Here is a 21,856-nt window from a genome sequence, read left to right as displayed (position 1 = left end):
GGCTTAGTGCTCCCGTTAATTCCCCCTCTTGTGATCCCGCCTGCGGCAGAAATCTCTGCGCCGACCATACTTACTCCTGACGCTTTTCTCAGGGAGCACTCTCATGGTCTGGACTACGCACACCGTTTTTAACCAACCCAAGCCGCTGGGCAACAGCAACCTGTTTCTCTCCGATACGCCGCTGCGCGAAGCGTTGCAGCGCGAGCAGGGCGGCTGGGACGCCGAGGTATTGGCCTCGCTGGGCCAGCAGCTCGGCACCCAGGAGTCGCTGGAGCTGGGGCGCCTGGCCAATGCCAACCCGCCGGAGCTGCTGCGCTACGACGCCACCGGCCAGCGGCTGGACGACGTTCGCTTTCACCCCGCCTGGCATATCCTGATGCAGGGGCTGATCGCCAACCGGGTGCACAACCTGCCCTGGCAGGAGGATGCGCGCATCGGTTCCTTCGTGGCGCGCGCCGCGCGCTTTATGCTGCATGCGCAGGTCGAGGCCGGCACGCTGTGCCCGGTGACCATGACCTTCGGCGCTACGCCGCTGTTGCTGCAGGCGTTACCGGCCGAGTTTCGCTCCTGGCTGACGCCGCTGCTGTCGGATCGTTATGACGCTCACCTGCTGCCTGGCGGGCAAAAGCGCGGCCTGCTGATCGGCATGGGCATGACGGAGAAACAGGGCGGCTCCGATGTCCTGAGCAATACCACCACCGCCGCGCCGCTCGGCGCGCGCGGGCCGGGTGAAGCCTACCGGCTGGTGGGGCACAAGTGGTTCTTCTCGGTGCCGCAGAGCGATGCGCACCTGGTGTTGGCGCAGGCCGAAGGCGGGTTGTCCTGCTTCTTCCTGCCGCGCATTTTGCCGGACGGCAGCCGCAACGCCATTCGCCTGGAGCGGTTGAAAGACAAGCTGGGCAACCGTTCCAACGCCAGCAGCGAAGTGGAATTTCAGGACGCCACCGCCTGGCTGCTGGGGGAGGAGGGCGACGGCGTGCGGCATATCCTGAAGATGGGCGGCCTGACCCGTTTCGACTGCTCGCTCGGCAGCCACGGCCTGATGCGCCGCGGGTTGTCGGTGGCGCTGTATCATGCGCTGCAGCGGCAGGCGTTCGGCAAGCTCTTGATCGAACAGCCGCTGATGCGTCAGGTTCTGGCGCGCATGGCGCTGCGGCTGGAAGGGCATACCGCGTTGCTGTTCCGGCTGGCCCGCGCCTGGGAGAGCCGCAGCAATGAGGGCGAGCTGATCTACAGCCGCCTGCTGACCCCGGCGGCCAAATACAGCATCTGCCGCCAGGGCATGCCGTTCATCGCCGAGGCGATGGAGGTGCTGGGCGGCATCGGCTACTGCGAAGAGAGCGAGCTGCCGCGCCTGTATCGCGAGATGCCGGTCAACAGCATCTGGGAAGGTTCCGGCAACATCATGTGTCTGGACGTGTTGCGTAGCCTGCACAAGCTGCCGGGCGCGCTCGAGATGCTGCAGTTCGAACTGCAGCCGGTGCGCGGCCAGAATCGGTTGTTCGATCATGCCTGGCGGCAGTGGCAGCAGCGCGCCCGGCAACCGAGTGAGGAGATGGGGCGGCTGCTGACCCAGCAGCTGTTCGATCTGTGCTGCGCCGCGCAGCTGCTGCAGCACGCCAGCCCGCAGGTAGCCGACGCCTGGTGCCATCTGACGCTGGATCACCGCGGCGAGAGCCTGCTGTCGGCCGAGGTGTGCGAACTGCTGCTGAACCGCGCCATCGGCGGTTAGGGAAAAGGTTGGCGCGCGGCGGCGAAAACCTTTTTAATTCAGTCTCACTCTGACAGGAAAATGCACATGGATATTCTCAGCGCGTTGGCGGCGTTCGCCTCTTACTTCTTCAGCGGTTTCGCCATGGTTTTGGTGTTTCTGTTCGTCTATACCCGCATCACCCCGCACGACGAATGGGCGTTGATCAAGGCCGATAACCAATCCGCCGCCTTTGCTTTCATCGGCGCTTGCCTGGGGTATGTGATCCCGTTGGCCAGCGCGGCGATCAACTCGATCAGCCTGCTGGATTACCTGCTGTGGGGCGTGGTGGCGCTGGTGGTGCAACTGCTGTTGTTCGCGGCCGTGAAGATCTACATGCCGCGCATCAGCGACAAGATCGAAGCGAACCACCTGGCCGCCGGGATTTTCCTGGGGGGCGTCTCCGTCAGCGGCGGCGTGTTGAATGCGGCTTGCATGAGCTACTAAAGGTATAAGATGGCCGAGGCGCGCCAGCCAAGCGGGTGCGCCTGTTCTTCCATCCGCAGGATGCGGTAATAGCTGGCGCCGTGCTGGCCGGCGGTGCGGGCGATGGCCTGCTCCGCCTCCTGCGGTGAACCGGGCAGATCGTTAAAGGTGATCTCGGCGATTTCACTGAGCGGCGTCACGCGATCGGCGGGTGCCAGTTCGGCGGACTGTGCGCCGGTGCTGAGCAGCCCTACTGAAAGCAGGAGGGAGGTGAGTGCGGTGGAGCGTTTCATGGCGTTCCCCTTCGTCAGATCCTGAATCGCACCCGCAACATGCGGCATGCTGTCCGCCAGTGTGCAACACCCTACTTCAGCCTGTGCAAAGCCAGTGTAAATCTGCTTAAAAAATCCTCGCCTTACCGATACAGGATCGCCTGGGAATACCATTGGCCCGGCACGACGGTTTCGCTGTTCATGATGATCACGTAATACCGGGCGCCGGCGGCGGTGGCCTTGCGCTGGATCTCCGCTTCCACGTCCATCGGGCTGCCGCGCACTACGGCGGTGACGGTACCTATCTTCACCAGCTCGGCGGTCTGCGCGCGGACGATCTCCTGCGCCTGTGCGGTGGGCGGCGGCGGCGGTTTCGGCGTGGTGGTCATGATGCCGCAGGCGGAAAGCTGTGCGGCCAGCGTCAGGATGATGAGTGTACGGACAAGCGTCATGATGACCTCGGAAGAGCCGGTAGATGGCTTCAGTGTAACGCAATATAAGCAGGAACAGATTGAGCTAACGCTGGCTGGCGCAAGTTTGTCATGATGAATGCCAACAGGTGCGTTGAGGATGAACGGATGATCGAAATTCATGACGAGCGGGCGGGCGATATCGCGGTGATCCATGCGGTGCCGGCGGGGCAGTATCATTGGCCGTTGCCGACGGTGTTCTTCTGTCACGGCTATACCTCGTCGAAAGAGGTGTACGCCTACTTCGCCTATGCGCTGGCGCGCGTCGGTTTTCGGGTGGTATTGCCGGATGCCGATCGGCACGGCGAGCGGTTCGACGGCGATGAGGCGCGGCGTCTGGCCACGTTTTGGGAGATCCTGCGCAGCAATATCGACGAGCTGCCGCAGATCAAGGCGCACTTCGAGCGGCTTGGCCTGATTGCCGACGGGCGTATCGGCGTCGCCGGCGCCTCTATGGGGGGCATGACCGCGCTTGGCGCCTTCGCGCGCTTTCCGTGGGTCCGGGCGGCCGCCAGCCTGATGGGTTCCGGCTATTACCGTTCGCTGGCGCAAACGCTGTATCCGCCGTTGGGCGCAGAGGGCGAGGCGCTCTCGCCGGCGGCGTTTGCGGCGCGCACCGCCGTGCTGGCGGAATATGAGCTGGAGGGGCGTTTGGAGACGATCGCCGGGCGGCCGCTGCTGCTGTGGCACGGCGAGACGGACGACGTGGTGCCGGCGGCGGACAGCCTGCGTTTGGCGGCTGAACTGCGCCGGCAAGGTGCGGGCAGCCGTCTGACGTCGCTCGTCGAACCGGGGGTGAAGCACCGCATCACGCCGCTGGCGCTGTCCGCCACGGCCGACTTCTTCCGCCGCGAGCTGTAGTACGCATCCTGGCGCGATGCCTGGAATTGCACCTCTCTGTGCCTGCTGTTTCGGCCATCGTTTGGCCGAATAAAGGGGAGAATGCCAGCGTGAATTCTTTCAGGGTAGCAAGGAGCAAAGGGCATGATAAAAAACATCGGCAGTGCGGACGGTTTAATGGGAACGATGAAAGCACGCGCCGAGCTTAACTCAGCGGCCTTCAGCGAGATGTTGGGGGCCGCCGACGGCAAGGCGCGGCAAAACAAGGCGAATCCGCTGTCGCGCATCACCGCGCAGACGATGCAAAACGTGACGGCGCTGTTCGCCTCCGCGGCGAAAGCGGCGCCCACTCACCCCGCGGCAGCCGGTGCGCTCTCGTTCGAACAGCGGGCGACGCTGGCGGAAAGCGCAGAGCTGCTGCAAACGCGAACGAACTATCTGCGGACGGCGCTGCAATTGCACAATCCGGGCAAGGCGTTCAGCATGCCGGCGCTGCTCAAGCTGTGATGAGGAAAGCGGAGCGCCCAACGAGCGGCGCTCCGGTGCGGACTGAACGGGCTTTCTGATGAAGCCCTGGGGATTTCCCTGGCGTGGCTTGTCTCTTTAGCGATACAGCTCGGCGCTGACGTGCATCGTGCTGTTGTCGCCCGGTTCGTGCAGGGCGATGATGCGATAAGAGGTCGCGCCGCGTTGATCGGCGATTTTACTGACCTGGCTGCTGGCGTCATCCGGCGAAACCACGTTCTGGTTCAGGGTGATGAAGCCGACGCTCTGGCGTTGATCGGCCTGGTGCGACGTGATCTCCGTGGCGGCCATTACGTTGGCGGAGAACAGGGCGGCCAGCGCCGTTGCGAGAATGATGCGTTTCATAGTGCCTCTCTTACTTTTTGCCGTTACGGCCTGACAGCGAGTGTCGCTGCGGCAAAAAGTCATTTATCTGCATTGAATAACCTGGAATCTTTTTCGTCGCGCTGTCTGCGGCGGATATGGTTAATTTTAGTCCGTTGCGGCGGATTAAAAAGCGGGGTCTTTTGATTGCCTCTTTCAAAAAAAGTGAAATAGATTTGTGACTCAACGCTGATTTCATTGAAAGATTTTTGAAACCGATGGATCGGCGTACATAGGTTCTCCCACGAGCAAATCGTGCTATTTCCCATAACGCCTCGCATTAACGCGAATAAAACCCACGCAGTCCTTGAGTTTCCCGCCCTGCGTCAGTATGATTACGCGTCATTTTTCAGCCGCACACTAAACACGTTCCTTGCTTCCATGGGCCGCGGTTGACCCTGACAGGAGGCTGAATAATCCGTAAGGAGCAATTCGATGCGTCATTACGAAATCGTTTTTATGGTCCATCCTGACCAAAGCGAACAGGTTCCGGGCATGATCGAGCGTTACAGTGCTACCATCACTAACGCGCAAGGTCAGATTCACCGTCTGGAAGACTGGGGCCGCCGTCAGCTGGCTTATCCGATCAACAAACTGCACAAGGCTCACTACGTTCTGCTGAACGTTGAAGCGCCGCAGGAAGCGATCGATGAGCTGGAAACTAACTTCCGCTTCAACGACGCCGTTATCCGCAGCATGGTTATGCGCGTTAAGCACGCGGTAACTGAAGCATCTCCGATGGTTAAAGCGAAAGACGAACGTCGTGGCGATCGCCGCGAAGACTTCGCTAACGAAACCGCAGATGATGCAGATGCTGGGGATTCTGAAGAGTAATTGCCGCCGTGACGGCTAATCGTCTGGTTTTGTCGGGCACTGTGTGCAAGGCGCCGGTTCGAAAAGTGAGTCCTTCCGGGATACCGCACTGCCAATTTGTGCTAGAGCACCGTTCGCAGCAGATGGAAGCCGGATTCAGCAGACAAGCATGGTGCCGAATGCCCGTGGTTGTCAGCGGACAACAGTCACAAGCACTAACTCAAAGATTAACGGTCGGCAGTCAGATTACCGTGCAAGGCTTTGTAAGCTGCCATCAAGGGCGCAACGGGCTGAGCAAATTGGTTCTGCATGCCGAGCAGATTGAATTGATAGATTCTGGAGACTAGCCAAATGGCACGTTATTTCCGTCGTCGCAAGTTCTGCCGTTTCACCGCGGAAGGCGTTCAAGAGATTGACTATAAAGACATCGCTACGCTGAAAAACTACATCACCGAAAGTGGTAAAATTGTACCGAGCCGTATCACCGGTACTCGTGCAAAATATCAGCGCCAGCTGGCCCGTGCTATCAAGCGCGCGCGCTACCTGTCTTTGTTGCCGTACACTGATCGTCATCAGTAATCGGCCACTGTCCATTAACGACTTTGAGAGGATAAGGTAATGCAAGTTATTCTGCTTGATAAAGTAGCAAACCTGGGCAGCCTGGGTGATCAAGTTAACGTTAAAGCGGGCTACGCTCGTAACTTCCTGGTACCACAGGGCAAAGCTGTTCCTGCTACCAAGAAAAACGTTGAGTTCTTCGAAGCACGCCGTGCTGAACTGGAAGCCAAACTGGCTGACGTTCTGGCTGCTGCTGAAGCTCGCGCAACCAAGATCAACGAACTGGGTTCAGTCACCATCGCTTCCAAATCTGGCGACGAAGGTAAACTGTTCGGCTCTATCGGCACCCGCGACATCGCTGACGCAGTGACTGCGGCAGGCGTTGAAGTTGCCAAGAGCGAAGTTCGTCTGCCGAACGGCGTTCTGCGTACCACTGGTGAGCACGAAGTGCACTTCCAGGTACACAGCGACGTGTTCGCACAGCTGAATGTAGTTGTGGTTGCAGAAGCGTAATTTACGCTGCTGTTAACCCGGTTAAAACGCCAGCCTCGCGCTGGCGTTTTGCTTTTCTGCGCCCGGCAAAACGCGCTACGCTTGAAGACGGGATAAAAAGGAGAGCGTGCGATGGCAAAGATTACGCTACAGCGGGTTTACGATTTCAGCGCGCCGGCGCCGGAACACTGTTATCTGATAGACAGGCTATGGCCGCGCGGCATCAGCAAGGAGCGGCTGACGGGCGTGCAGTGGCTGAAACAGGTGGCGCCGGATGACGAACTGCGCAAGTGGTTCCATCAGCATACCGACCAGTGGGCGGTCTTCGAGGCGCGTTACCGCCAACAGCTGGCGGCCAACGACGCCTGGCGGCCGCTGGTGGCGCTGTTACGGCAGGGGCAAGCGCTGACGCTGCTGTATGGCAGCAAAGATACCGAGCACAACCAGGGCGTGGTGCTGCGCGAGTTTTTGCTGGCGCAGCTGTAGGGATTAGCGTTCCCGGCGGTAGCTGCCGTCGGCCTGGCGGCGGAACAGCGCCTGGCTGTTGTCCACCGTGGTCACCGACAGCGCGTTAATCATGCCGTTGGCACCGCGTTCGATGCGCACTTCCTGGCCGGCTTTCATGTTGCTCAGCGGCTTGTCGCCGCCTTCCACCTGCGCCATGGCGAACACTTCATTCACCGGCAGATTGTTGTCGCGAAACAGCTGCGCCAGGGTCTGGCCGGGCTGAATTTGGTAACGCTGCCAGTTGCCCGCCGGCGTCGGTTCGTTGGCTGGAGTGGCGCCGCCGCCGTTTTGCCGCTCGGCCTGCAGCGGCACGCTGGTTTCCTGCTGGGATACCGGGAACGGCTGTCTTTCGGGCGAGTAGGGCCACAGCAGAGCCAGCAGCAGGATAGCGCCGAAAATCAGCACCCAGCGGCGGTGAAAGTAGGGCAGCGGCTCCATCCAATGGAAACCGTCCGGCAGATGCCAGACTTTAGCCAGCAGCGCTTTGACCAGCTGCATTTTGTCGTTGGCCGGCGGTGGCTCCGATGGCGGTTCCGCGCCTTCAGACGTGGGTGCGGCGCCCGGTTTCAGGCGCTGGCTGACGTTCAGCCAGGTGCGCAGCAGCGGCTGGTAGATGCGGGTGGTTTTCCTTCTCCTGGGCGCGATTCTGCCCATGGTGACCTCTCTTCGACGGCGAAATAATGAGCGCGGCGCGGCAAACGCGTCGCCTGCCCGATATCCTGCGTTCAGTATAGTCCGCTAACTGATTGAAGTGAAAGGCGGCTGAGCGGCAGGGCCGGGGTTTGCGGCTGCGGGCGTTAACAGAAGGTTATTGTTTCTTTTTCTACGACAAAAGTCATCATTCTCCACACAAGATTTTACCCGGCATTGACGCGCTGTTATGCTGCGCTTTCGACTTTTTACAGACTTAAGGAAAACCCCATGACAACCCCTTCTTTTGACAGCGTTGAAGCGCAAGCAAGTTACGGGATTGGTTTACAGGTCGGCCAGCAGCTGCAAGAGTCCGGGCTGGAAGGTTTGCAACCGGAAGCTTTGCTGGCGGGCCTGCGTGACGCGCTGGAAGGGAATGCCCCGGCGGTTCCGGTAGACGTGGTGCACCGTGCGCTGCGTGAAATCCACGAGCGTGCGGACGCGGTGCGCCGCGAGCGCCAGCAGGCGATGGCCGTGGAAGGCCAGAAATTCCTGGACGACAACGCCAAGCGCGACGACGTGACGCTGACCGAGTCCGGCCTGCAGTTCTCCGTGCTGGAGCAGGGCAACGGCCCGATCCCGTCCCGTCAGGACCGCGTGCGCGTGCACTACACCGGTCGTCTGATCAACGGCGACGTGTTCGACAGCTCGGTCGAGCGCGGCCAGCCGGCAGAATTCCCGGTCAGCGGCGTGATCCCAGGCTGGATCGAAGCGCTGACCCTGATGCCGGTCGGCTCCAAATGGCAGCTGTATATCCCGCATAACCTGGCCTACGGCGAGCGTGGCGCTGGCGCGTCCATTCCGCCATTCAGCGCGCTGGTGTTCGACGTCGAGCTGCTGGAAATCCTGTAATCCCACCGAGGATTGCTCCGGGCGCCTTCGTGGCGCCCTTATTTTATGCGCCGCGCAGCGCGCGCGGGAACAGCAGATTGTTTTCCAGGCTGATGTGCTCCATCAGATCGCCGATAAACTCATCGATGCCGGTGTACAGCGCTCGCCAGGTGGTGCAGGCGCCCTCCGGCGGCGTCACGTTATCGGTGAGGAACTTCACCACTTCCAGCTGCTCACCCGCCTCGTCATGTTCATGCTCCATCACCGAAATCGGTCCGGCGGCCTGCGGCCCCATGCCCTGTTTGATCAGCGGGAACAGGATCTGTTCCTCTTTCATCATGTGATTCTCCAGATCCAGACGGATCAGGTTCAGCTGCTTCGCCAACCCGCGCGGGCAGCTGGGTTTGTCGCCGTGCACGCGTTCGACTTTTTCCGCCATCAGCACCAGTTCAGCCAATTGCTCGCGGTGCCGCTGATGAAAGCGCGGCAGAATGTAATCGATCACCTCACCGAGCGGCGCTGTGCGCCAGTCCCGGCTTTGTTCCGGCGTGGCGGCGAGTGCGGCCAGCGCGTTCTCCAACTGGTCGATGTTCAGCCCTTTACGCTCGGCGGCGCGCGCCAGCGACTGCCGGCCGCCGCAGCAGAAATCCAGCTGATGCTGGCGAAACAGCCGGGATGCCCGGGGAATGGCGATGGCGAGCGCGCCAAGGGATTGGTTGCGGTAATCCATGGTAGTGCCTCTTTAAACGAAGGAATTTTATAACATGCATTTTAAATGCAATTTAAAGAGTGCGCCAGTGGGAAAATAGCGAAGATGGCCGGGAGATGGCCCCGGCCGGGTGATTATTTATTTCGCGCTTAAATTGATGCGATAGAGCGCGAAGCCGATACGGTCATTGCCCTCGGCGGTCATCGGATATTGAGCGTGCTCCTTGATAAACGCTGTCGCTTTGTCCGACGGCGAAGTCTCGAAGCGGATATCCAGCGGCTGCTGGCTGTTGAAGGTCGCCAAACGCCAGTTGTTGTCCGCCTGCGGATGCACCGCGCCGTGCCGTTGGGTTTCGGCGCTGATGTAGGCCGCCAGCACCGACCGGTTCTCATCCGGCGAAGCGAAGGCGATGTGTTTGTCGCCGGTGCCGGCAAACTTGCCGCCGTAGGCGCGGTAGTTGTTGGTGGCGACCAGGAAGGTGGCGTTCGGATCGATCGGCTTGCCGTTGAAGGTAAGCTGCTTGATGCGCTCCGCCTTGTCGTTGATCAGCTGGCATTCGCCGTCGTAGCGTGCCGGCTGGCTGACGTCGATCTGGTAGTTGACGCCGTCGATCACGTCGAAGTTATAGGTGCGGAAGCCGTCCCAGTTGATCAAGCCCTGCGGCTTGGCGCTGTTGACGTCGATCTGGTTGAACTGGCCGGCGGAGCACTCCAGCCACTCTTTCACCTCTTTGCCGCTGGCCTTTACTACTACCAGGGTATTGGGGTAGAGATAGAGATCGGCGGCGTTGCGGAAGGTGAGCTGGCCCTTTTCCACTTCGACGAAGCTGGCCGGATCGTTCCTGCGGCCGCCGACCTTGAACGGTGCCGCCGCCGACAGCACCGGCAGATCGGCCAGATCCGGATCGCCCTGAATGTAATGTTCAACGTAGGCCTTCTGCGCATTGTTGACGATCTGCACCGTCGGATCGTCCTGCACCAGCGCCAGGTAGCTGTACATGTTGCCGTCGGATTTGCCGATCGGCTGGCTGACGAACTCGCGCGTGCCCTTGTGATCGTCCGCCAACACTTTCACCAGCGCGGTATCTTCCGCCGCCAGCGATTTCTTGTTCTCTTTGTCGTAGATCGGCCGCGCTTCCGCTTTGGCGGCGGTCACTTTCCAACTGCCGCCATCGTTGTTGAGCTGCAGGTCGACCACGCCGAGATGATCGCCCCATTGGCCCGGCATCACCGCCGGTACGCCGTTCAGCAGGCCTTTATCGATATCCGCGCCTTTGATGTTGGCGAAGTCCTTGCTCGGAAACACCGCATGGGCGTGGCCGAACATGATGGCGTCGATGCCCGGCACCTGGCTGAGGTAATAGACCGAGTTTTCCGCCATTGCCTTGTAAGGCTCGCTGGACAGCCCGGAATGCGGGATCGCCACCACCAGATCGGCGCCCTGTTTACGCATTTCCGGCACGTAGCGCTTGGCGGTGGCGGTGATGTCGTCCACCGTCACTTTGCCCTGCAGGTTAGCTTTATCCCACACCAGGATCTGCGGCGGCACGAAGCCGATGTAGCCGATGCGCAGCGTATGCGCCTTGCCGTCGCGGTCTTTCACCGGCGTATCGACGATGATGTACGGCGTGAACAGCGGTTTTTGCGTTTTGGTGTCGATGACGTTGGCGTTGATGTACGGGAATTTGGCGCCGGCGATGGCGTTCTTCAGGTAGTCCAGCCCGTAGTTGAATTCATGGTTGCCGATGTTGCCGACCACGTAGTCCAGCGTGTTCATCGCCTTATAGACCGGGTGCACGTCGCCCGGCTTCAACCCCTTGGCCGCCATGTAGTCGCCGAGCGGGCTGCCCTGAATGATGTCGCCGTTGTCCACCAACACCGCGTTGGTGGCCTGTTGGCGCGCCTGCTGGATCAGGCTGGCGGTGCGCACCAGGCCGAACTTGTCGGTCGGCGTGTCCTTGTAGTAATCGAAGTCCATCATGTTGCTGTGCAGATCGGTGGTTTCCAGCACGCGCAGATCGACGGTGGCCGCCTGCGCCGAGGCGCACACCAGCAGCGCAAGCGCGGACAGCGTCAGTGGATGCTTCATCATTTGGGGGCTCTCCATTCCATTATTCGAGTGTTATCGCAGAGGGAAATGTAATTAACATTGCTTGCCACAGTAAACTGTGAAGTGTGGCAGAAAACGGCGGCAGGTAACGCGGGGAAGTTCACAGTTGTGCCCAACAAGATCTGAGGAATTCCCGGGGGTTAGCCGGTTGAGATGGATATTCGGCGTAAAAAAAACTAGTCTGCTAGCAGAGACAGAGGGAAATTTCCCACGGAGATGCAGAGTTGAGGTGCATGATGTTAGAGCGAATTTGCCAACTGTCCCGCGAGGCGGGGGCGGCGATCATGGCGGTGTACGACGGTGAACAACCGCTTGATGTCGCACAGAAAAAAGATGATTCACCGGTGACGGCGGCCGATCTGGCGGCGCATCACATCATCAAGCGCGGCCTGGCGGCGCTGACGCCCGAGGTGCCGCTGCTGTCGGAAGAAGATCCGCCGGCGTGGGAAGAGCGCCGCAGCTGGACGCGTTACTGGCTGGTCGATCCGCTGGACGGCACCAAAGAGTTCTTGCACCGCAACGGTGAGTTCACGGTCAATATCGCCCTGATTGAAGAGGGGCAGGCGGTGATGGGCGTGGTGTACGCGCCGGCGATAGACGTATTGTATCTGGCGGAGCGCGGCAAGGCCTGGAAAGAAGAGAAGGGCGTGCGGCAGGCGATCGGCGTCAGCAATGCGCACCCGCCGCTGGTGGTGGTGAGCCGCTCGCATATCGACGACGAGCTGAAAGATTATCTGCAGCAGCTGGGCGAGCACCAGACCGTGTCCGTCGGCTCCTCGCTGAAGTTCTGCCTGGTGGCGGAAGGCAAGGCGCAGCTCTATCCGCGCTTTGGGCCGACCAACATTTGGGATACCGCCGCAGGGCATGCGGTGGCGGTGGCCGCCGGGGCGCAAATTCACGATTGGCAGGGCAGGCCGTTGCTCTATACCCCGCGTGAATCCTTCCTCAACCCCGGCTTCCGGGTGTCGCTGTTCTGAGTTAGTTCGCCAACAGCTGGTGCAGCTTGGACATCACCTGCTGCACCTCTTCCGGCGTCAGCGCGCCGTCTTTGGCAAACTGAATGCGCCCTTGCTTATCCAGCACCACGATGGCGGAGCCTTTCGGCTGCAGATCCCAGGCCTTGCGCACGTTACCGTCGCTGTCGACGATAAACTGCGACCACGGGAACTCCTTCTTGCTGTCTTCAATGCTGCTGCGCACGAACATCGCGGTGCCCATCAGGGCATCGTCGGTGTTGACGACTGTCGTCGTTTGGTAACGATCGTGTGGTAGCTTCGCCTTCTTGATCGCTTCAATCAGTGGGTCGTTCATGTCTTTGGCGGAGCTGCGGCCGGCAATATGTTGTATCACTCGCACTTTTCCACTGAGCTGTGCGCTGTTCCAGTTCTGGTAGCTAAAATTACCTTCAGCGTAATTGAGCTCTCCTTTGTCGCTGACGCCGACCGGCGCCACGCGCTGCTGGAGCTGGAAGTTGTGCGCGGAAGCGAAAAGCGGGGCGAGCAGCAGGGATACCATCAGCATGCGACTTGTTTTCATGCTTTCTCCTTGTAATGGGGGGAATTTGTGCGACAGCACTTCGACAGCCTAAAGCATAGGATGTGATAAGAGGTCTGTCCTGTTAACCGGATCGCAGATTTTCCCTTGGTTCGCTAATTATCAGATTTTGAAGGGATATCCTGAAAACGTTATAAATTATCATATACAATTCTGTCAAAAAGTGTAAATCCAGTGCAGATCACCGGGCAGAAGTGAACGATCTGGTCTTTACTGGGTCTACTACATGCAATCAAGTTGCGTTCTGAATTTCGAGGCTGCCACCTTTGGCGGCTCGCTGAGCGCATGGATCAACGGGAGGAGCGTAAAAGAATGAGAATCTTCCAGCGTTATAACCCTTTGAAAGTGGCGAAGTACGTTAAGACCCTGTTTCGCGGAAGGCTGTATATCAAGGACGTGGGCGCATTTGAATTCGACGAGGGGAAAATCCTGCCGCCGAAGATTCGCGACAAGCGCCATTTCAGCGTGATGTCTGAAGTGAACCGTCAGGTGCTGCTGCTGCAGGCCGAGATGGGGTGAACACCTCGCTGACGGCGGTAAAAAAATGCGGCCCCGATGGGGCCGCTGATGTTTTTGTCTTATCGCCGTCAAGCTACGGGGTGTCTTCCGGCGCTTTCGGCAGCACCGCCGCCGGTTTGTCGCTCAGCCGGGTGACCAGCAACTGGTCTATCTTGTAGCTGTCGATATCCACCACTTCGAACTTGTAGCCGGCGTATTTGACGAAGTCGGTGCGTTTCGGGATCTTGCGCAGCATATACATCATAAAGCCGCCGATGGTCTCGTAGTTGCCCGCCTGAGGGAACTCGTCGATATCCAGCACGCGCATCACGTCGTCGATCGGCGTGCCGCCCTCAATCAGCCATGAGCTTTCGTCGCGCGCCACGATCTGCTCTTCCTGGCCCTGGCCGACCAAATCGCCCATCAGCGTGGTCATCACGTCGTTGAGGGTGATGATGCCCACCACCAACGCATATTCATTGAGGATCACCGCGAAGTCTTCGCCGGCGGTCTTGAAGCTTTCCAGCGCTTCGGACAGCGTCAGCGTATCCGGCACGATCAGCGCCGAGCGGATCTGCACGCCGCTGCTCAGCACCAGGCTCTGGTTGCCCAGCACGCGGTTCAGCAGGTCTTTGGAGTCGACGTAGCCGACCACCTGATCGATATGGCCGTCGCACACCAGGAACTTGGAGTGCGGATGGGTCGAGACCTTCTCCTTGATGCTCTCTTCGCTTTCGCGCAGGTCGAAGTACACCACGCTTTCGCGCGAGGTCATCGAAGACGGCACGGTGCGCGATTCCAGTTCGAACACGTTTTCAATCAGCTCATGTTCCTGCTTGCGCAGCACGCCCGCCAGGGCGCCGGCTTCCACCACCGCGTAGATGTCGTCGGAGGTGATGTCGTCCTTGCGCACCATCGGCAGCTTGAACATACGGAAGATCAGGTTGGCCATGCCGTTGAAGAACCACACCAGCGGGCGGAAGATCATGATGGAGAAACGCATCGGGTTGATGATCCGGACGGCGACCGTCTCTGGTGCAATCATACCGATGCGCTTCGGGGTCAAATCGGCGAACAGGATAAACAGGCTGGTCACCAGCACGAAGGAGCAGATGAAGCTGACCTGTTCCGCCAGTTCGGGCGACAGGAAACGATCGAACAACACCTTGAAGGTGGGAGAGAAAGCCGCGTCGCCGACAATACCGCCGAGGATGGCCACGGCGTTCAGGCCGATCTGCACCACGGTGAAGAAGATGCCTGGGGTTTCTTGCAGTTTAAGCACTCTGGCGGCGTTGACGTTGCCTTCGTCCGCCATCAGCTTCAGTTTGATCTTGCGCGAGGCGGCCAGAGAGATTTCCGACAGTGAGAAGAACGCACTCACCGCGATCAGAAAAAGAATCAGTAAAATACTGTTTAACATAATCTATCCATACGTGCCGACGGGATGCCGGCGCTCTTGAGGAAGGGTAGTACATAGCAAAAAAAGCAGCGATAACAACCAGAAGGGAAGCTATCGGGCCGCAGAAGCGGCCCGCACAGTATAGCAGTTGCCCCACAGGGGCCGCCAGCGGTTAAAAAAGTGCCGCCGGCCGGCATCGGATCAGCCCTGCGGCGGCAGGCAAACGCCGATGCCGCCCAGCCCGCAGTAGCCTTCCGGATTCTTGAACAGGTACTGCTGATGATCGTCTTCCGCGTAATAGAACGGCAGCGCCGGCGCGATCTCGGTAGTGATGACGCGCTTGTCGCCTGCCGCCTCCATCGCCTGCTGGAAGCGCTGCAGGCTGCTTTCCGCCTCGGCCTGCTGCTCCGGGCTCAGCGTATAAATCGCCGAGCGGTACTGGGTGCCGACGTCGCCGCCCTGGCGCATGCCCTGCGCCGGATCGTGATTTTCCCAGAACACCTGCAGCAGCTGTTTGTAGCTGACGACCTGCGGATCGAACACCACGCGCACCACTTCGGCGTGGCCGGTCTGGCCGCTGCACACTTCGCGGTAGGTCGGGTTCGGCGTGTAGCCGCCGCTGTAGCCGGCGGCGGTGCTGTAAACGCCCGGCTGCTGCCAGAACAGGCGCTCAACGCCCCAGAAACAGCCCATGGCGAAGATCGCCACCTCCATGCCTGCCGGCACCTGGGTCATCGAGTGTTCGGTGACCACGTTGAGCGTTGCGACAGGCATTGGCGTGGTGCGGCCAGGCAGCGCGCTTGCCTTATCGACGGTTTGTGATTTATCAAAAAATGGCACCACGGTTGACTCCTGTTGTCACAGTAAGAATTGACCCTACATGGGGGCGGTTCGGTTGTATCTCACCGCGTCTTTGCCCACAATAAGTGGCAAGTTGAGTTTATGTATAAGCTTAACGCAGTATTTTGAGCGCCAAAAGTGAAGAATTCGCCTGTTGCGCGGTGGTGGCAAGCGCGGCGGGCGGCGTCCGGAACAAGGTTGAAGAGGGCTGCCGTCATGATAGCGCGGAGTCTGCCCTGGCCCCGGAGCGAACACCATAACAGGAAAGTAAAATCAATAAGGAGAACACGTGCCAAAGTACCCGGTCATGTGCTTGATATCTGTGTTGCTTGCGGCACCTGCGGCCTATGCGGCCAACGTGCGCTTGCAGGTGGAGGGGTTAAGCGGAGAGTTGGAAAAAAACGTCCGGGTGCGGCTGTCGTCGATCACGCCTGAAGAGGTCGGCGCCGACGGGCGCTTCCGCGCGCGGGTGGATGAGGCGGTGCGCCAGGGGCTGCGCGCGCTCGGCTATTACCAGCCGACCATCGAGTTTACGCTGGACGATCGGCCGGGGATGTCGCGCCCGGTGCTGCACGCCAAGGTCAATCCGGGCGAACCGGTGCGTATAGCCGGCGCCAACATCGTGCTGGAAGGCGGCGCGAAGACCGATGAGGACTACCTGGCGCTGGTGAAGAAGGGGCGGCCGACCATCGGCGAGATCCTCAACCACGGCAAGTATGACAGTTTCAAAGGCTCGCTCACCGGCCTGGCGCTGCGCAAAGGCTACTTCGACGCCGACATGACCAAAAGCCAACTCGGCGTGGCCGAAGATCTGCACAAGGCGTTTTGGGATATCGATTTCAACAGCGGCGAACGTTACCGCTTCGGCAAGGTGAAATTCACCGGTTCGCAAATCCGCGAAGACTATCTGCAAAATCTGGTGCCCTTTCATCAGGGGGATTACTACAGTTCGGAGGATTTGGCCGAGCTGAACCGCCGTTTGTCCGCCACCAACTGGTTCAACTCGGTGGTGGTGTCCCCTGATTTCAACGATGCCAAAGAGAACAAGATTTTGCCGTTGGACGCGCTGGTGACGCCGCGCACGCGCAACACCGTCGAAACCGGTATCGGTTACTCCACCGACGTCGGCCCGCGGGTGAAAGGCACCTGGAAAAAGCCCTGGCTCAACGATCGCGGGCATAGCCTGGAAACCAGCGCCAGCGTGTCGGCGCCGGAGCAGCAGCTGGATCTGACCTACAAAATCCCGTTGCTCAAGAACCCGCTGGAGCAGTATTACCTGCTGCAGGGCGGCCTCAAGAACGTCGATCTTAACGACACCAAGTCCGTCACCTCCAAAGTGGTGGCCTCGCGCAACTGGGATCTTTCCAGCGGCTGGCAGCGGGCGATCAACCTGACCTGGCGCTGGGATAACTTTACCCAGGGTAACGTCAGCAACACCACCATGCTGCTGTATCCCGGCGTCAGCTTCAGCCGCACCCGTTCGCGCGGCGGTCTGATGCCGACCTGGGGCGACAGCCAGCGCTACTCTATCGACGTGTCCGACACCTCCTGGGGCTCCGGCGTGGACTTTGCGCTGATGCAGGCGCAGAACGTCTGGATCCGCACCCTGGCCGACAAGCATCGTTTTGTGGCGCGCGGGCAGGTGGGCTGGATAGAAACCAACGACTTCGACAAGGTGCCGCCGGATCTGCGCTTCTTCGCCGGCGGTGACCGCAGCATTCGCGGCTACAAGTACAAAGACATCTCGCCGCGCGGTGACGACGGCAAGCTGACCGGCGCCTCCAAGATGCTGACCGGCTCGCTGGAGTACCAATACAACGTGACCGGCAAATGGTGGGGGGCGATGTTCGTCGACTCCGGTGAAGCGGTGAACGATATCAAGAAGAGCAACTTCAAGACCGGCGCCGGCGTAGGCGTGCGCTGGCAGTCGCCGGTGGGGCCGGTGAAGCTGGATATCGCCGCGCCCGTGGGGGACAAGGACACCCACGGGATGCAGTTCTACATCGGTTTGGGGCCTGAACTATGAGCCTGGTTAAAAAGATTTGTCTCGGATTTCTGGTCGTTCTGCTGTTGCTGATCGGCGGCCTGGCCTTCCTGATAGGCACCACCACCGGTTTGCATATGGTCATCAACGGCGCGGCGCGCTGGGTGCCGGGGCTGGAGATCGCCGGCGTCAGCGGCGGCTGGCGCGATCTGACGCTGAAGGGCGTGAAGTATCAGATGCCGGGCGTGACGGTCAACGCCGGGCAGTTCCATCTGTCGCTCGATCTCTCCTGCTTTAAGCGCAGCTCGCTGTGCGTCAACGCCTTGACCGCCCAGGATGTGGACGTGGCGGTGAACACCAAAGAGATGGCGCCTTCCGCGCCGGTGGAGGAGAGCAGTGAGCCGACCACCAATCTCAGCACGCCTTACCCGATCACGCTGCGCCTGTTGGCGTTGAACAACGTCAAGGTCACCGTCGACGACACCGCCATCTCGCTGGCCGAGTTCCGCACCGGCGCGCAGTGGCAAGAGCGCGCGCTGACGCTGATGCCCACCAAGATCGGCTCGCTGCTGATCGCCTTGCCGAAAACCCCGCAAAACCCGTTGCCGGAAGCGGTGCAGCCGGCGGTCGAGGTGGCGAAAAAGGTCGGCGAGCAGGTTACCGACGCGGCGAAGCCGGCACCTCAGCCGGAAGAGAAGCCGCTGGGCGAAACGCTGAAGGAACTGTTCGCCAAACCGCTGTTGCCGGATCTGCCGGACATCCGCCTGCCGCTGGATATCACCGTCAAAGAGATCAGTGGCGAACAGCTGCGCTTGACCGGTGATACCGACGTGCTGATCACGAGCCTGTTGTTGCAGGCCAGCACGCAGGATCAACATATCCAGCTGGACAACTTCGACGTGAAGTCGCCACAGGGCACGCTGTCGCTGCAGGGGCAGGCAACCCTGACCGGCGACTGGCCGGTGTCCCTGACCGCCAACAGCGCGCTGAACATCGAACCGCTGAAGGGCGAGAAGGTGAAGCTGAACGTCGGCGGCGGGCTGCGTGACGAGCTGAAGGTGGCGCTGAACCTGTCCGGCCCGGTCGGCGCCCAGCTCGATGTGCAAACCCGGCTGGCCGAAGCCGGCCTGCCGCTGGTGCTGACGTTGCAGAGCAAGCAGCTGAAATGGCCGCTGAGCGGCGAGGCGCAGTATCAGGTCAACGATTTCCGCCTGCGCTTTAACGGCAAGGCGACCGACTACGCGCTGTCGACGCGCGCCAATCTGAAAGGCCAGGATCTGCCGCCGGCGGTGCTGACGCTGGACGGCAAAGGCAACGTCGAGCAGTTCAAGCTGGAGCGCCTGCGGCTGGCGGCGCTGCAGGGCAATACCGATCTCACCGCGCTGGTGGACTGGAGCAAGGCCATCAGCTGGACCTCGCAATTGACGCTGAGCGGCATCAATACCGCCAAGCAGTGGCCGGAATGGCCGGCGAAACTCGACGGCAAGATCACCACGCGCGGTAGCCTGCACGGCGGCAGCTGGCAGCTGCAGGTGCCGGTGCTGCAGTTGGACGGCAACGTGAAGCAGAACAAGGTCACGGCGCGCGGTACGCTGAGCGGCAACGCCGCCGGGCAGTGGAAAATCCCCGGCATCGATCTGGCGCTGGGGCGTAACCAACTGAACGTCAAAGGGCAGCTGGACGAGAAGAGCTGGAACCTGGACGCCAACATCGACGCGCCGCGTCTGGACGGCGCGCTGCCGGGCCTGGGCGGCACCGCCAAAGGACTGCTGAAGCTGCGCGGCAATCTGCAGGCGCCGCAGCTGCTGGCGGATTTGACCGCATCCGGCCTGCAGTGGCAGGCGCTGCGCATCAACCGCGTGAAAATAGACGGCGACGTGCGCTCCACGGATCAGATTCAGGGGCAACTGGCGGTACGCGTCGAGCAGCTGAAGCAGGATGCGCTGGAGGTCAGCCTGCTGACCCTCGACGCCAAGGGCAGCGAGAAGCAGCACCAGCTGCAGCTGAAGATCGACGGCAAACCGGTCTCCGGCCAGCTGGCGCTGCAGGGCAGTTTCGATCGCCAGCAGCAGCGCTGGCGCGGCAATCTGAACAACACTCGCTTCGATACGCCGGTCGGGGAATGGCGCCTGACGCGCGCCATCGCGCTGGACTACCTGAACACCGAGCAGAAAATCAGCGTCGGGCCGCACTGTTGGCAGAACCCGAACGCCGAGCTGTGCGTGCCTAAGACCATTGAAGCCGGCCAGAGCGGCCAGGCCAGCGTGGTGCTCAACCGGTTCGATCTGGCGATGATCAAGCCGTTCCTCGGCCCGGAAACCGCCCTGAGCGGGGTGTTCACCGGCCGGGCCGACGTCAGTTGGAAACCGAGCGGCGCGCTGCCGGAGGCGAAAGTCACGCTGGCCGGCAACGGCGTCAAAGTGGTGCAGCAGGTGCAGGGCAACGCGCTGCCGATCGCCTTCGACACGCTAACCCTCAACGCCGGCCTGAACAACGGTCGCGCGCTGGCCGACTGGCGGATCAAGCTGACCAACAACGGCCAGTTCGACGGCAATATCCAGGTGGCTGATCCGCAGGTGCGGCGCACCATCAGCGGCAACGTCAATATCACCAACATCTCACTGGCGCTGATCAACCCGGCGCTGATGAAGGGCGAAAGCGCGGCGGGCATGCTGAACGCTAACCTGCGCCTGGGCGGCAGCGCGCAGAAGCCGCTGGTGTTCGGGCGCCTGGCGTTGGATCGGGCGAAGGTGCAGGGGCACTGGATGCCGTTCGATATGACCGACGCGCGGCTGGCGGTGAATTTCAACGGCATGACCTCGACGCTGGAAGGGCTGCTCAGCACCACGCGCGGCCAGCTGAATCTGGCGGGCGACGCCGACTGGCGCGATATCAACGCCTGGCGTGCGCGCATTGCCGCCAAGGGCGATAAGCTGCGGGTGACGGTGCCGCCGATGATCCGCATCGACGTGTCGCCGGATCTGGTGTTCGAAGCCACGCCGCAGCTGTTCTCGCTCAACGGCAAGGTCGACATTCCCTGGGCGCGCATCACGGTGCAGGAGCTGCCGGAAAGCGCGGTGGGCGTCTCTTCCGACGAGGTGATGCTGGACGACCAGCTGAAGCCGATTCAACCGAAGACCGCCTCGATCCCGATCAACAGCAATCTGATGATCCACGTCGGCAACGACGTGCGGCTGGACGCTTTTGGTCTCAAGGCCCGCCTGAAGGGCGACCTGAAGGTGGTGCAGGACAAGAAAGGGCTGGGCCTCAACGGCCAGATTGACATCCCTTCCGGCCGCTTCCATGCTTATGGTCAGGATTTGATCGTGCGTAAAGGGCAGCTGATGTTCTCCGGCCCGCCGGATCAGCCGCTGCTGAATATCGAGGCGATCCGCAACCCGGAATCCACCGAGGACGATGTGACCGCCGGCGTGCGCGTGACCGGCCTGGCGGATGCGCCGAAGCTGGAAGTGTTCTCCGATCCGGCCAAATCGCAACAGGAAGCCCTGTCTTATCTGCTGCGCGGCCAGGGCTTGAGCAGCTCCGGCGCCGACGGCAACGCCATGACCTCGATGTTAATCGGCATGGGGGTTGCACAAAGTGGTCAACTTGTGGGTAAAATCGGCGAGGCATTCGGCGTAAGTAATTTGGCTCTGGACACTCAGGGGGTTGGCGACAGTTCCCAGGTTGTCGTGAGCGGCTATGTTCTCCCAGGCTTACAAGTAAAATATGGGGTGGGCATCTTCGACTCCTTGGCCACGCTGACGTTGCGTTATCGCCTGATGCCTAAGTTGTATCTTGAAGCGGTGTCTGGTCTCGACCAGGCATTAGATTTGCTCTATCAGTTTGAGTTTTAGCGATGCGAATAATTGTCTACGGCAGTTTACGGCGCAAACAGGGAAACAGCCATTGGATGACCAACGCCCAATGGCTCGGCGAGCACGAGCTCGAAGGCTATCAGATTTATAATCTGGGCCATTACCCGGCGGCGATCCCTGGAGAGGGCACGATACATTGCGAGGTGTATCGTATTAACTCATCGATTCTGGCAGAGCTGGACGAACTGAAAAGCAACACCAAGGACTATAAGCGCGAGCTGATTCAGACGCCTTATGGGAGTGCGTGGATCTACCTGTACAAACACAGCGTGGACGGTTACCCGCGAATTACCAGCGGTGACTGGCTGAAGCGTCTCGACGATCAGTAATAAAAAAAACACCGCTCAA

At 60.5% G+C, this 21,856-nt stretch carries 24 protein-coding genes; 15 read left to right on the top strand and 9 right to left on the bottom strand.

Going from position 1 to position 21,856, the window contains the following annotated elements:
- The first annotated feature begins 103 nt into the window (after window positions 1-103).
- Window positions 104-1,732 carry an isovaleryl-CoA dehydrogenase gene (locus ACSBQQ_RS16720; protein ID WP_033654894.1) on the top strand — a complete coding sequence of 543 codons (1,629 nt, stop codon included), beginning with the start codon at window positions 104-106 and terminating at the stop codon, window positions 1,730-1,732.
- 66 nt (window positions 1,733-1,798) lie between these two features.
- Window positions 1,799-2,197: a DUF350 domain-containing protein gene (locus ACSBQQ_RS16715; RefSeq protein WP_033636787.1), complete on the top strand. Its 399-nt coding sequence runs from the start codon at window positions 1,799-1,801 to the stop codon at window positions 2,195-2,197.
- On the opposite strand, the gene ACSBQQ_RS16710 is transcribed toward ACSBQQ_RS16715, so the two are convergent.
- Together ACSBQQ_RS16710 and bsmA are read right to left on the bottom strand one after the other, a co-directional pair.
- Entirely contained in the window at window positions 2,194-2,469 is a 276-nt protein-coding gene (locus tag ACSBQQ_RS16710) for a DUF1471 domain-containing protein (protein ID WP_033638652.1), read from the bottom strand. The two genes, ACSBQQ_RS16715 and ACSBQQ_RS16710, sit on opposite strands and share 4 nt — an antisense overlap.
- Before the next feature lie 122 nt (window positions 2,470-2,591).
- Window positions 2,592-2,900 (bottom strand): biofilm peroxide resistance protein BsmA, encoded by a 309-nt coding sequence (gene bsmA / locus ACSBQQ_RS16705; RefSeq protein WP_033648696.1) that lies wholly within the window; start codon window positions 2,898-2,900, stop codon window positions 2,592-2,594.
- 126 nt (window positions 2,901-3,026) lie between these two features.
- On the opposite strand from bsmA, the gene yjfP reads away from it, so the two are divergent.
- Together yjfP and ACSBQQ_RS16695 are read left to right on the top strand one after the other, a co-directional pair.
- Window positions 3,027-3,779: an esterase gene (yjfP, locus tag ACSBQQ_RS16700; RefSeq protein ID WP_060428803.1), complete on the top strand. Its 753-nt coding sequence runs from the start codon at window positions 3,027-3,029 to the stop codon at window positions 3,777-3,779.
- Between the two features lie 123 nt (window positions 3,780-3,902).
- The gene (locus ACSBQQ_RS16695; RefSeq protein ID WP_033654896.1) at window positions 3,903-4,265 is read left to right on the top strand and encodes a hypothetical protein; all 363 of its coding nucleotides are present in this window, start codon (window positions 3,903-3,905) and stop codon (window positions 4,263-4,265) included.
- A 96-nt stretch (window positions 4,266-4,361) separates the two neighbouring features.
- On the opposite strand, the gene ACSBQQ_RS16690 is transcribed toward ACSBQQ_RS16695, so the two are convergent.
- Window positions 4,362-4,628, bottom strand: coding sequence for a DUF1471 domain-containing protein (locus tag ACSBQQ_RS16690; protein WP_033654897.1), 267 nt, complete (start codon window positions 4,626-4,628; stop codon window positions 4,362-4,364).
- A 453-nt stretch (window positions 4,629-5,081) separates the two neighbouring features.
- Between ACSBQQ_RS16690 and rpsF the strand changes: the two genes are divergently transcribed.
- The 5 genes from rpsF to ACSBQQ_RS16665 all read left to right on the top strand — a co-directional run bounded on the left by rpsF (window position 5,082) and on the right by ACSBQQ_RS16665 (window position 6,995).
- Window positions 5,082-5,480: a 30S ribosomal protein S6 gene (gene rpsF / locus ACSBQQ_RS16685; RefSeq protein ID WP_004933634.1), complete on the top strand. Its 399-nt coding sequence runs from the start codon at window positions 5,082-5,084 to the stop codon at window positions 5,478-5,480.
- Between the two features lie 8 nt (window positions 5,481-5,488).
- A complete protein-coding gene (gene priB / locus ACSBQQ_RS16680; RefSeq protein ID WP_049233092.1) occupies window positions 5,489-5,806 on the top strand; it encodes a primosomal replication protein N in 318 nt (105 codons plus the stop codon).
- A gap of 4 nt (window positions 5,807-5,810) precedes the next feature.
- Complete coding sequence (gene rpsR / locus ACSBQQ_RS16675) at window positions 5,811-6,038, top strand: 30S ribosomal protein S18 (RefSeq protein ID WP_000135199.1); 228 nt, start codon at window positions 5,811-5,813, stop codon at window positions 6,036-6,038.
- Window positions 6,039-6,077: 39 nt separating this feature from the next.
- Window positions 6,078-6,530 (top strand): 50S ribosomal protein L9, encoded by a 453-nt coding sequence (gene rplI / locus ACSBQQ_RS16670; RefSeq protein ID WP_004933629.1) that lies wholly within the window; start codon window positions 6,078-6,080, stop codon window positions 6,528-6,530.
- Window positions 6,531-6,641: 111 nt separating this feature from the next.
- A complete protein-coding gene (locus ACSBQQ_RS16665) occupies window positions 6,642-6,995 on the top strand; it encodes a DUF488 domain-containing protein (RefSeq protein ID WP_033648693.1) in 354 nt (117 codons plus the stop codon).
- A 3-nt stretch (window positions 6,996-6,998) separates the two neighbouring features.
- Here the strand turns inward: ACSBQQ_RS16665 and ACSBQQ_RS16660 are convergent, their stop codons facing one another.
- On the bottom strand, window positions 6,999-7,670 hold the full coding sequence (locus tag ACSBQQ_RS16660; protein ID WP_060388201.1) for an OapA family protein: 672 nt from the start codon (window positions 7,668-7,670) through the stop codon (window positions 6,999-7,001).
- Window positions 7,671-7,937: 267 nt separating this feature from the next.
- On the opposite strand from ACSBQQ_RS16660, the gene fklB reads away from it, so the two are divergent.
- Window positions 7,938-8,558 carry an FKBP-type peptidyl-prolyl cis-trans isomerase gene (gene fklB, locus ACSBQQ_RS16655; RefSeq protein ID WP_004933618.1) on the top strand — a complete coding sequence of 207 codons (621 nt, stop codon included), beginning with the start codon at window positions 7,938-7,940 and terminating at the stop codon, window positions 8,556-8,558.
- A gap of 43 nt (window positions 8,559-8,601) precedes the next feature.
- Here fklB and ytfE read toward each other — a convergent pair whose 3' ends face one another.
- Together ytfE and ACSBQQ_RS16645 are read right to left on the bottom strand one after the other, a co-directional pair.
- Window positions 8,602-9,267, bottom strand: a complete 666-nt coding sequence (gene ytfE, locus ACSBQQ_RS16650; protein WP_060428801.1) for an iron-sulfur cluster repair protein YtfE — start codon at window positions 9,265-9,267, stop codon at window positions 8,602-8,604.
- A gap of 117 nt (window positions 9,268-9,384) precedes the next feature.
- Window positions 9,385-11,337, bottom strand: a complete 1,953-nt coding sequence (locus ACSBQQ_RS16645) for a bifunctional 2',3'-cyclic-nucleotide 2'-phosphodiesterase/3'-nucleotidase (RefSeq protein ID WP_060428799.1) — start codon at window positions 11,335-11,337, stop codon at window positions 9,385-9,387.
- A 254-nt stretch (window positions 11,338-11,591) separates the two neighbouring features.
- On the opposite strand from ACSBQQ_RS16645, the gene cysQ reads away from it, so the two are divergent.
- Window positions 11,592-12,332 carry a 3'(2'),5'-bisphosphate nucleotidase CysQ gene (cysQ, locus tag ACSBQQ_RS16640; RefSeq protein WP_033654905.1) on the top strand — a complete coding sequence of 247 codons (741 nt, stop codon included), beginning with the start codon at window positions 11,592-11,594 and terminating at the stop codon, window positions 12,330-12,332.
- Window position 12,333: 1 nt separating this feature from the next.
- Here the strand turns inward: cysQ and ACSBQQ_RS16635 are convergent, their stop codons facing one another.
- A complete protein-coding gene (locus ACSBQQ_RS16635; RefSeq protein WP_060428798.1) occupies window positions 12,334-12,891 on the bottom strand; it encodes a YtfJ family protein in 558 nt (185 codons plus the stop codon).
- A gap of 330 nt (window positions 12,892-13,221) precedes the next feature.
- Between ACSBQQ_RS16635 and ACSBQQ_RS16630 the strand changes: the two genes are divergently transcribed.
- Window positions 13,222-13,428, top strand: coding sequence for a DUF1107 domain-containing protein (locus ACSBQQ_RS16630; RefSeq protein WP_033636801.1), 207 nt, complete (start codon window positions 13,222-13,224; stop codon window positions 13,426-13,428).
- A gap of 73 nt (window positions 13,429-13,501) precedes the next feature.
- Here the strand turns inward: ACSBQQ_RS16630 and ACSBQQ_RS16625 are convergent, their stop codons facing one another.
- Both ACSBQQ_RS16625 and msrA read right to left on the bottom strand, forming a co-directional pair.
- Complete coding sequence (locus ACSBQQ_RS16625) at window positions 13,502-14,827, bottom strand: hemolysin family protein (RefSeq protein ID WP_033636802.1); 1,326 nt, start codon at window positions 14,825-14,827, stop codon at window positions 13,502-13,504.
- A gap of 180 nt (window positions 14,828-15,007) precedes the next feature.
- Window positions 15,008-15,649 (bottom strand): peptide-methionine (S)-S-oxide reductase MsrA, encoded by a 642-nt coding sequence (gene msrA, locus ACSBQQ_RS16620; RefSeq protein WP_033648689.1) that lies wholly within the window; start codon window positions 15,647-15,649, stop codon window positions 15,008-15,010.
- Window positions 15,650-15,953: 304 nt separating this feature from the next.
- Between msrA and tamA the strand changes: the two genes are divergently transcribed.
- The 3 genes from tamA to ACSBQQ_RS16605 are packed head-to-tail and all read left to right on the top strand — an operon-like array spanning window position 15,954 to window position 21,837.
- Window positions 15,954-17,672, top strand: a complete 1,719-nt coding sequence (gene tamA, locus ACSBQQ_RS16615; RefSeq protein ID WP_170929839.1) for an autotransporter assembly complex protein TamA — start codon at window positions 15,954-15,956, stop codon at window positions 17,670-17,672.
- Entirely contained in the window at window positions 17,669-21,487 is a 3,819-nt protein-coding gene (tamB, locus tag ACSBQQ_RS16610; RefSeq protein WP_060428797.1) for an autotransporter assembly complex protein TamB, read from the top strand. The genes tamA and tamB overlap by 4 nt, the downstream gene beginning before the upstream one ends.
- Window positions 21,488-21,489: 2 nt before the next feature.
- Complete coding sequence (locus ACSBQQ_RS16605; protein ID WP_033636808.1) at window positions 21,490-21,837, top strand: gamma-glutamylcyclotransferase family protein; 348 nt, start codon at window positions 21,490-21,492, stop codon at window positions 21,835-21,837.
- Window positions 21,838-21,856 lie beyond the last annotated feature (19 nt).

The sequence above is a fragment of the Serratia sp. G204Y genome, from assembly GCF_051172435.1.
In the GTDB taxonomy this organism is placed as follows: Bacteria; Pseudomonadota; Gammaproteobacteria; order Enterobacterales; family Enterobacteriaceae; genus Serratia; species Serratia sarumanii.
This window is presented reverse-complemented; position numbering and strand designations above follow the sequence as displayed.

Bases quoted from the DNA above. Each gene is read 5' to 3' on its own strand.
- ACSBQQ_RS16720 (WP_033654894.1), top strand. From the start codon at position 104: ATGGTCTGGACTACGCACACCGTTTTTAACCAACCCAAGCCGCTGGGC.
- ACSBQQ_RS16715 (WP_033636787.1), top strand. From the start codon at position 1,799: ATGGATATTCTCAGCGCGTTGGCGGCGTTCGCCTCTTACTTCTTCAGC.
- ACSBQQ_RS16710 (WP_033638652.1), bottom strand. From the start codon at position 2,469: ATGAAACGCTCCACCGCACTCACCTCCCTCCTGCTTTCAGTAGGGCTG.
- bsmA (WP_033648696.1), bottom strand. From the start codon at position 2,900: ATGACGCTTGTCCGTACACTCATCATCCTGACGCTGGCCGCACAGCTT.
- yjfP (WP_060428803.1), top strand. From the start codon at position 3,027: ATGATCGAAATTCATGACGAGCGGGCGGGCGATATCGCGGTGATCCAT.
- ACSBQQ_RS16695 (WP_033654896.1), top strand. From the start codon at position 3,903: ATGATAAAAAACATCGGCAGTGCGGACGGTTTAATGGGAACGATGAAA.
- ACSBQQ_RS16690 (WP_033654897.1), bottom strand. From the start codon at position 4,628: ATGAAACGCATCATTCTCGCAACGGCGCTGGCCGCCCTGTTCTCCGCC.
- rpsF (WP_004933634.1), top strand. From the start codon at position 5,082: ATGCGTCATTACGAAATCGTTTTTATGGTCCATCCTGACCAAAGCGAA.
- rpsR (WP_000135199.1), top strand. From the start codon at position 5,811: ATGGCACGTTATTTCCGTCGTCGCAAGTTCTGCCGTTTCACCGCGGAA.
- rplI (WP_004933629.1), top strand. From the start codon at position 6,078: ATGCAAGTTATTCTGCTTGATAAAGTAGCAAACCTGGGCAGCCTGGGT.
- ACSBQQ_RS16665 (WP_033648693.1), top strand. From the start codon at position 6,642: ATGGCAAAGATTACGCTACAGCGGGTTTACGATTTCAGCGCGCCGGCG.
- ACSBQQ_RS16660 (WP_060388201.1), bottom strand. From the start codon at position 7,670: ATGGGCAGAATCGCGCCCAGGAGAAGGAAAACCACCCGCATCTACCAG.
- fklB (WP_004933618.1), top strand. From the start codon at position 7,938: ATGACAACCCCTTCTTTTGACAGCGTTGAAGCGCAAGCAAGTTACGGG.
- ytfE (WP_060428801.1), bottom strand. From the start codon at position 9,267: ATGGATTACCGCAACCAATCCCTTGGCGCGCTCGCCATCGCCATTCCC.
- ACSBQQ_RS16645 (WP_060428799.1), bottom strand. From the start codon at position 11,337: ATGATGAAGCATCCACTGACGCTGTCCGCGCTTGCGCTGCTGGTGTGC.
- cysQ (WP_033654905.1), top strand. From the start codon at position 11,592: ATGTTAGAGCGAATTTGCCAACTGTCCCGCGAGGCGGGGGCGGCGATC.
- ACSBQQ_RS16635 (WP_060428798.1), bottom strand. From the start codon at position 12,891: ATGAAAACAAGTCGCATGCTGATGGTATCCCTGCTGCTCGCCCCGCTT.
- ACSBQQ_RS16630 (WP_033636801.1), top strand. From the start codon at position 13,222: ATGAGAATCTTCCAGCGTTATAACCCTTTGAAAGTGGCGAAGTACGTT.
- ACSBQQ_RS16625 (WP_033636802.1), bottom strand. From the start codon at position 14,827: ATGTTAAACAGTATTTTACTGATTCTTTTTCTGATCGCGGTGAGTGCG.
- tamA (WP_170929839.1), top strand. From the start codon at position 15,954: ATGTGCTTGATATCTGTGTTGCTTGCGGCACCTGCGGCCTATGCGGCC.
- tamB (WP_060428797.1), top strand. From the start codon at position 17,669: ATGAGCCTGGTTAAAAAGATTTGTCTCGGATTTCTGGTCGTTCTGCTG.
- ACSBQQ_RS16605 (WP_033636808.1), top strand. From the start codon at position 21,490: ATGCGAATAATTGTCTACGGCAGTTTACGGCGCAAACAGGGAAACAGC.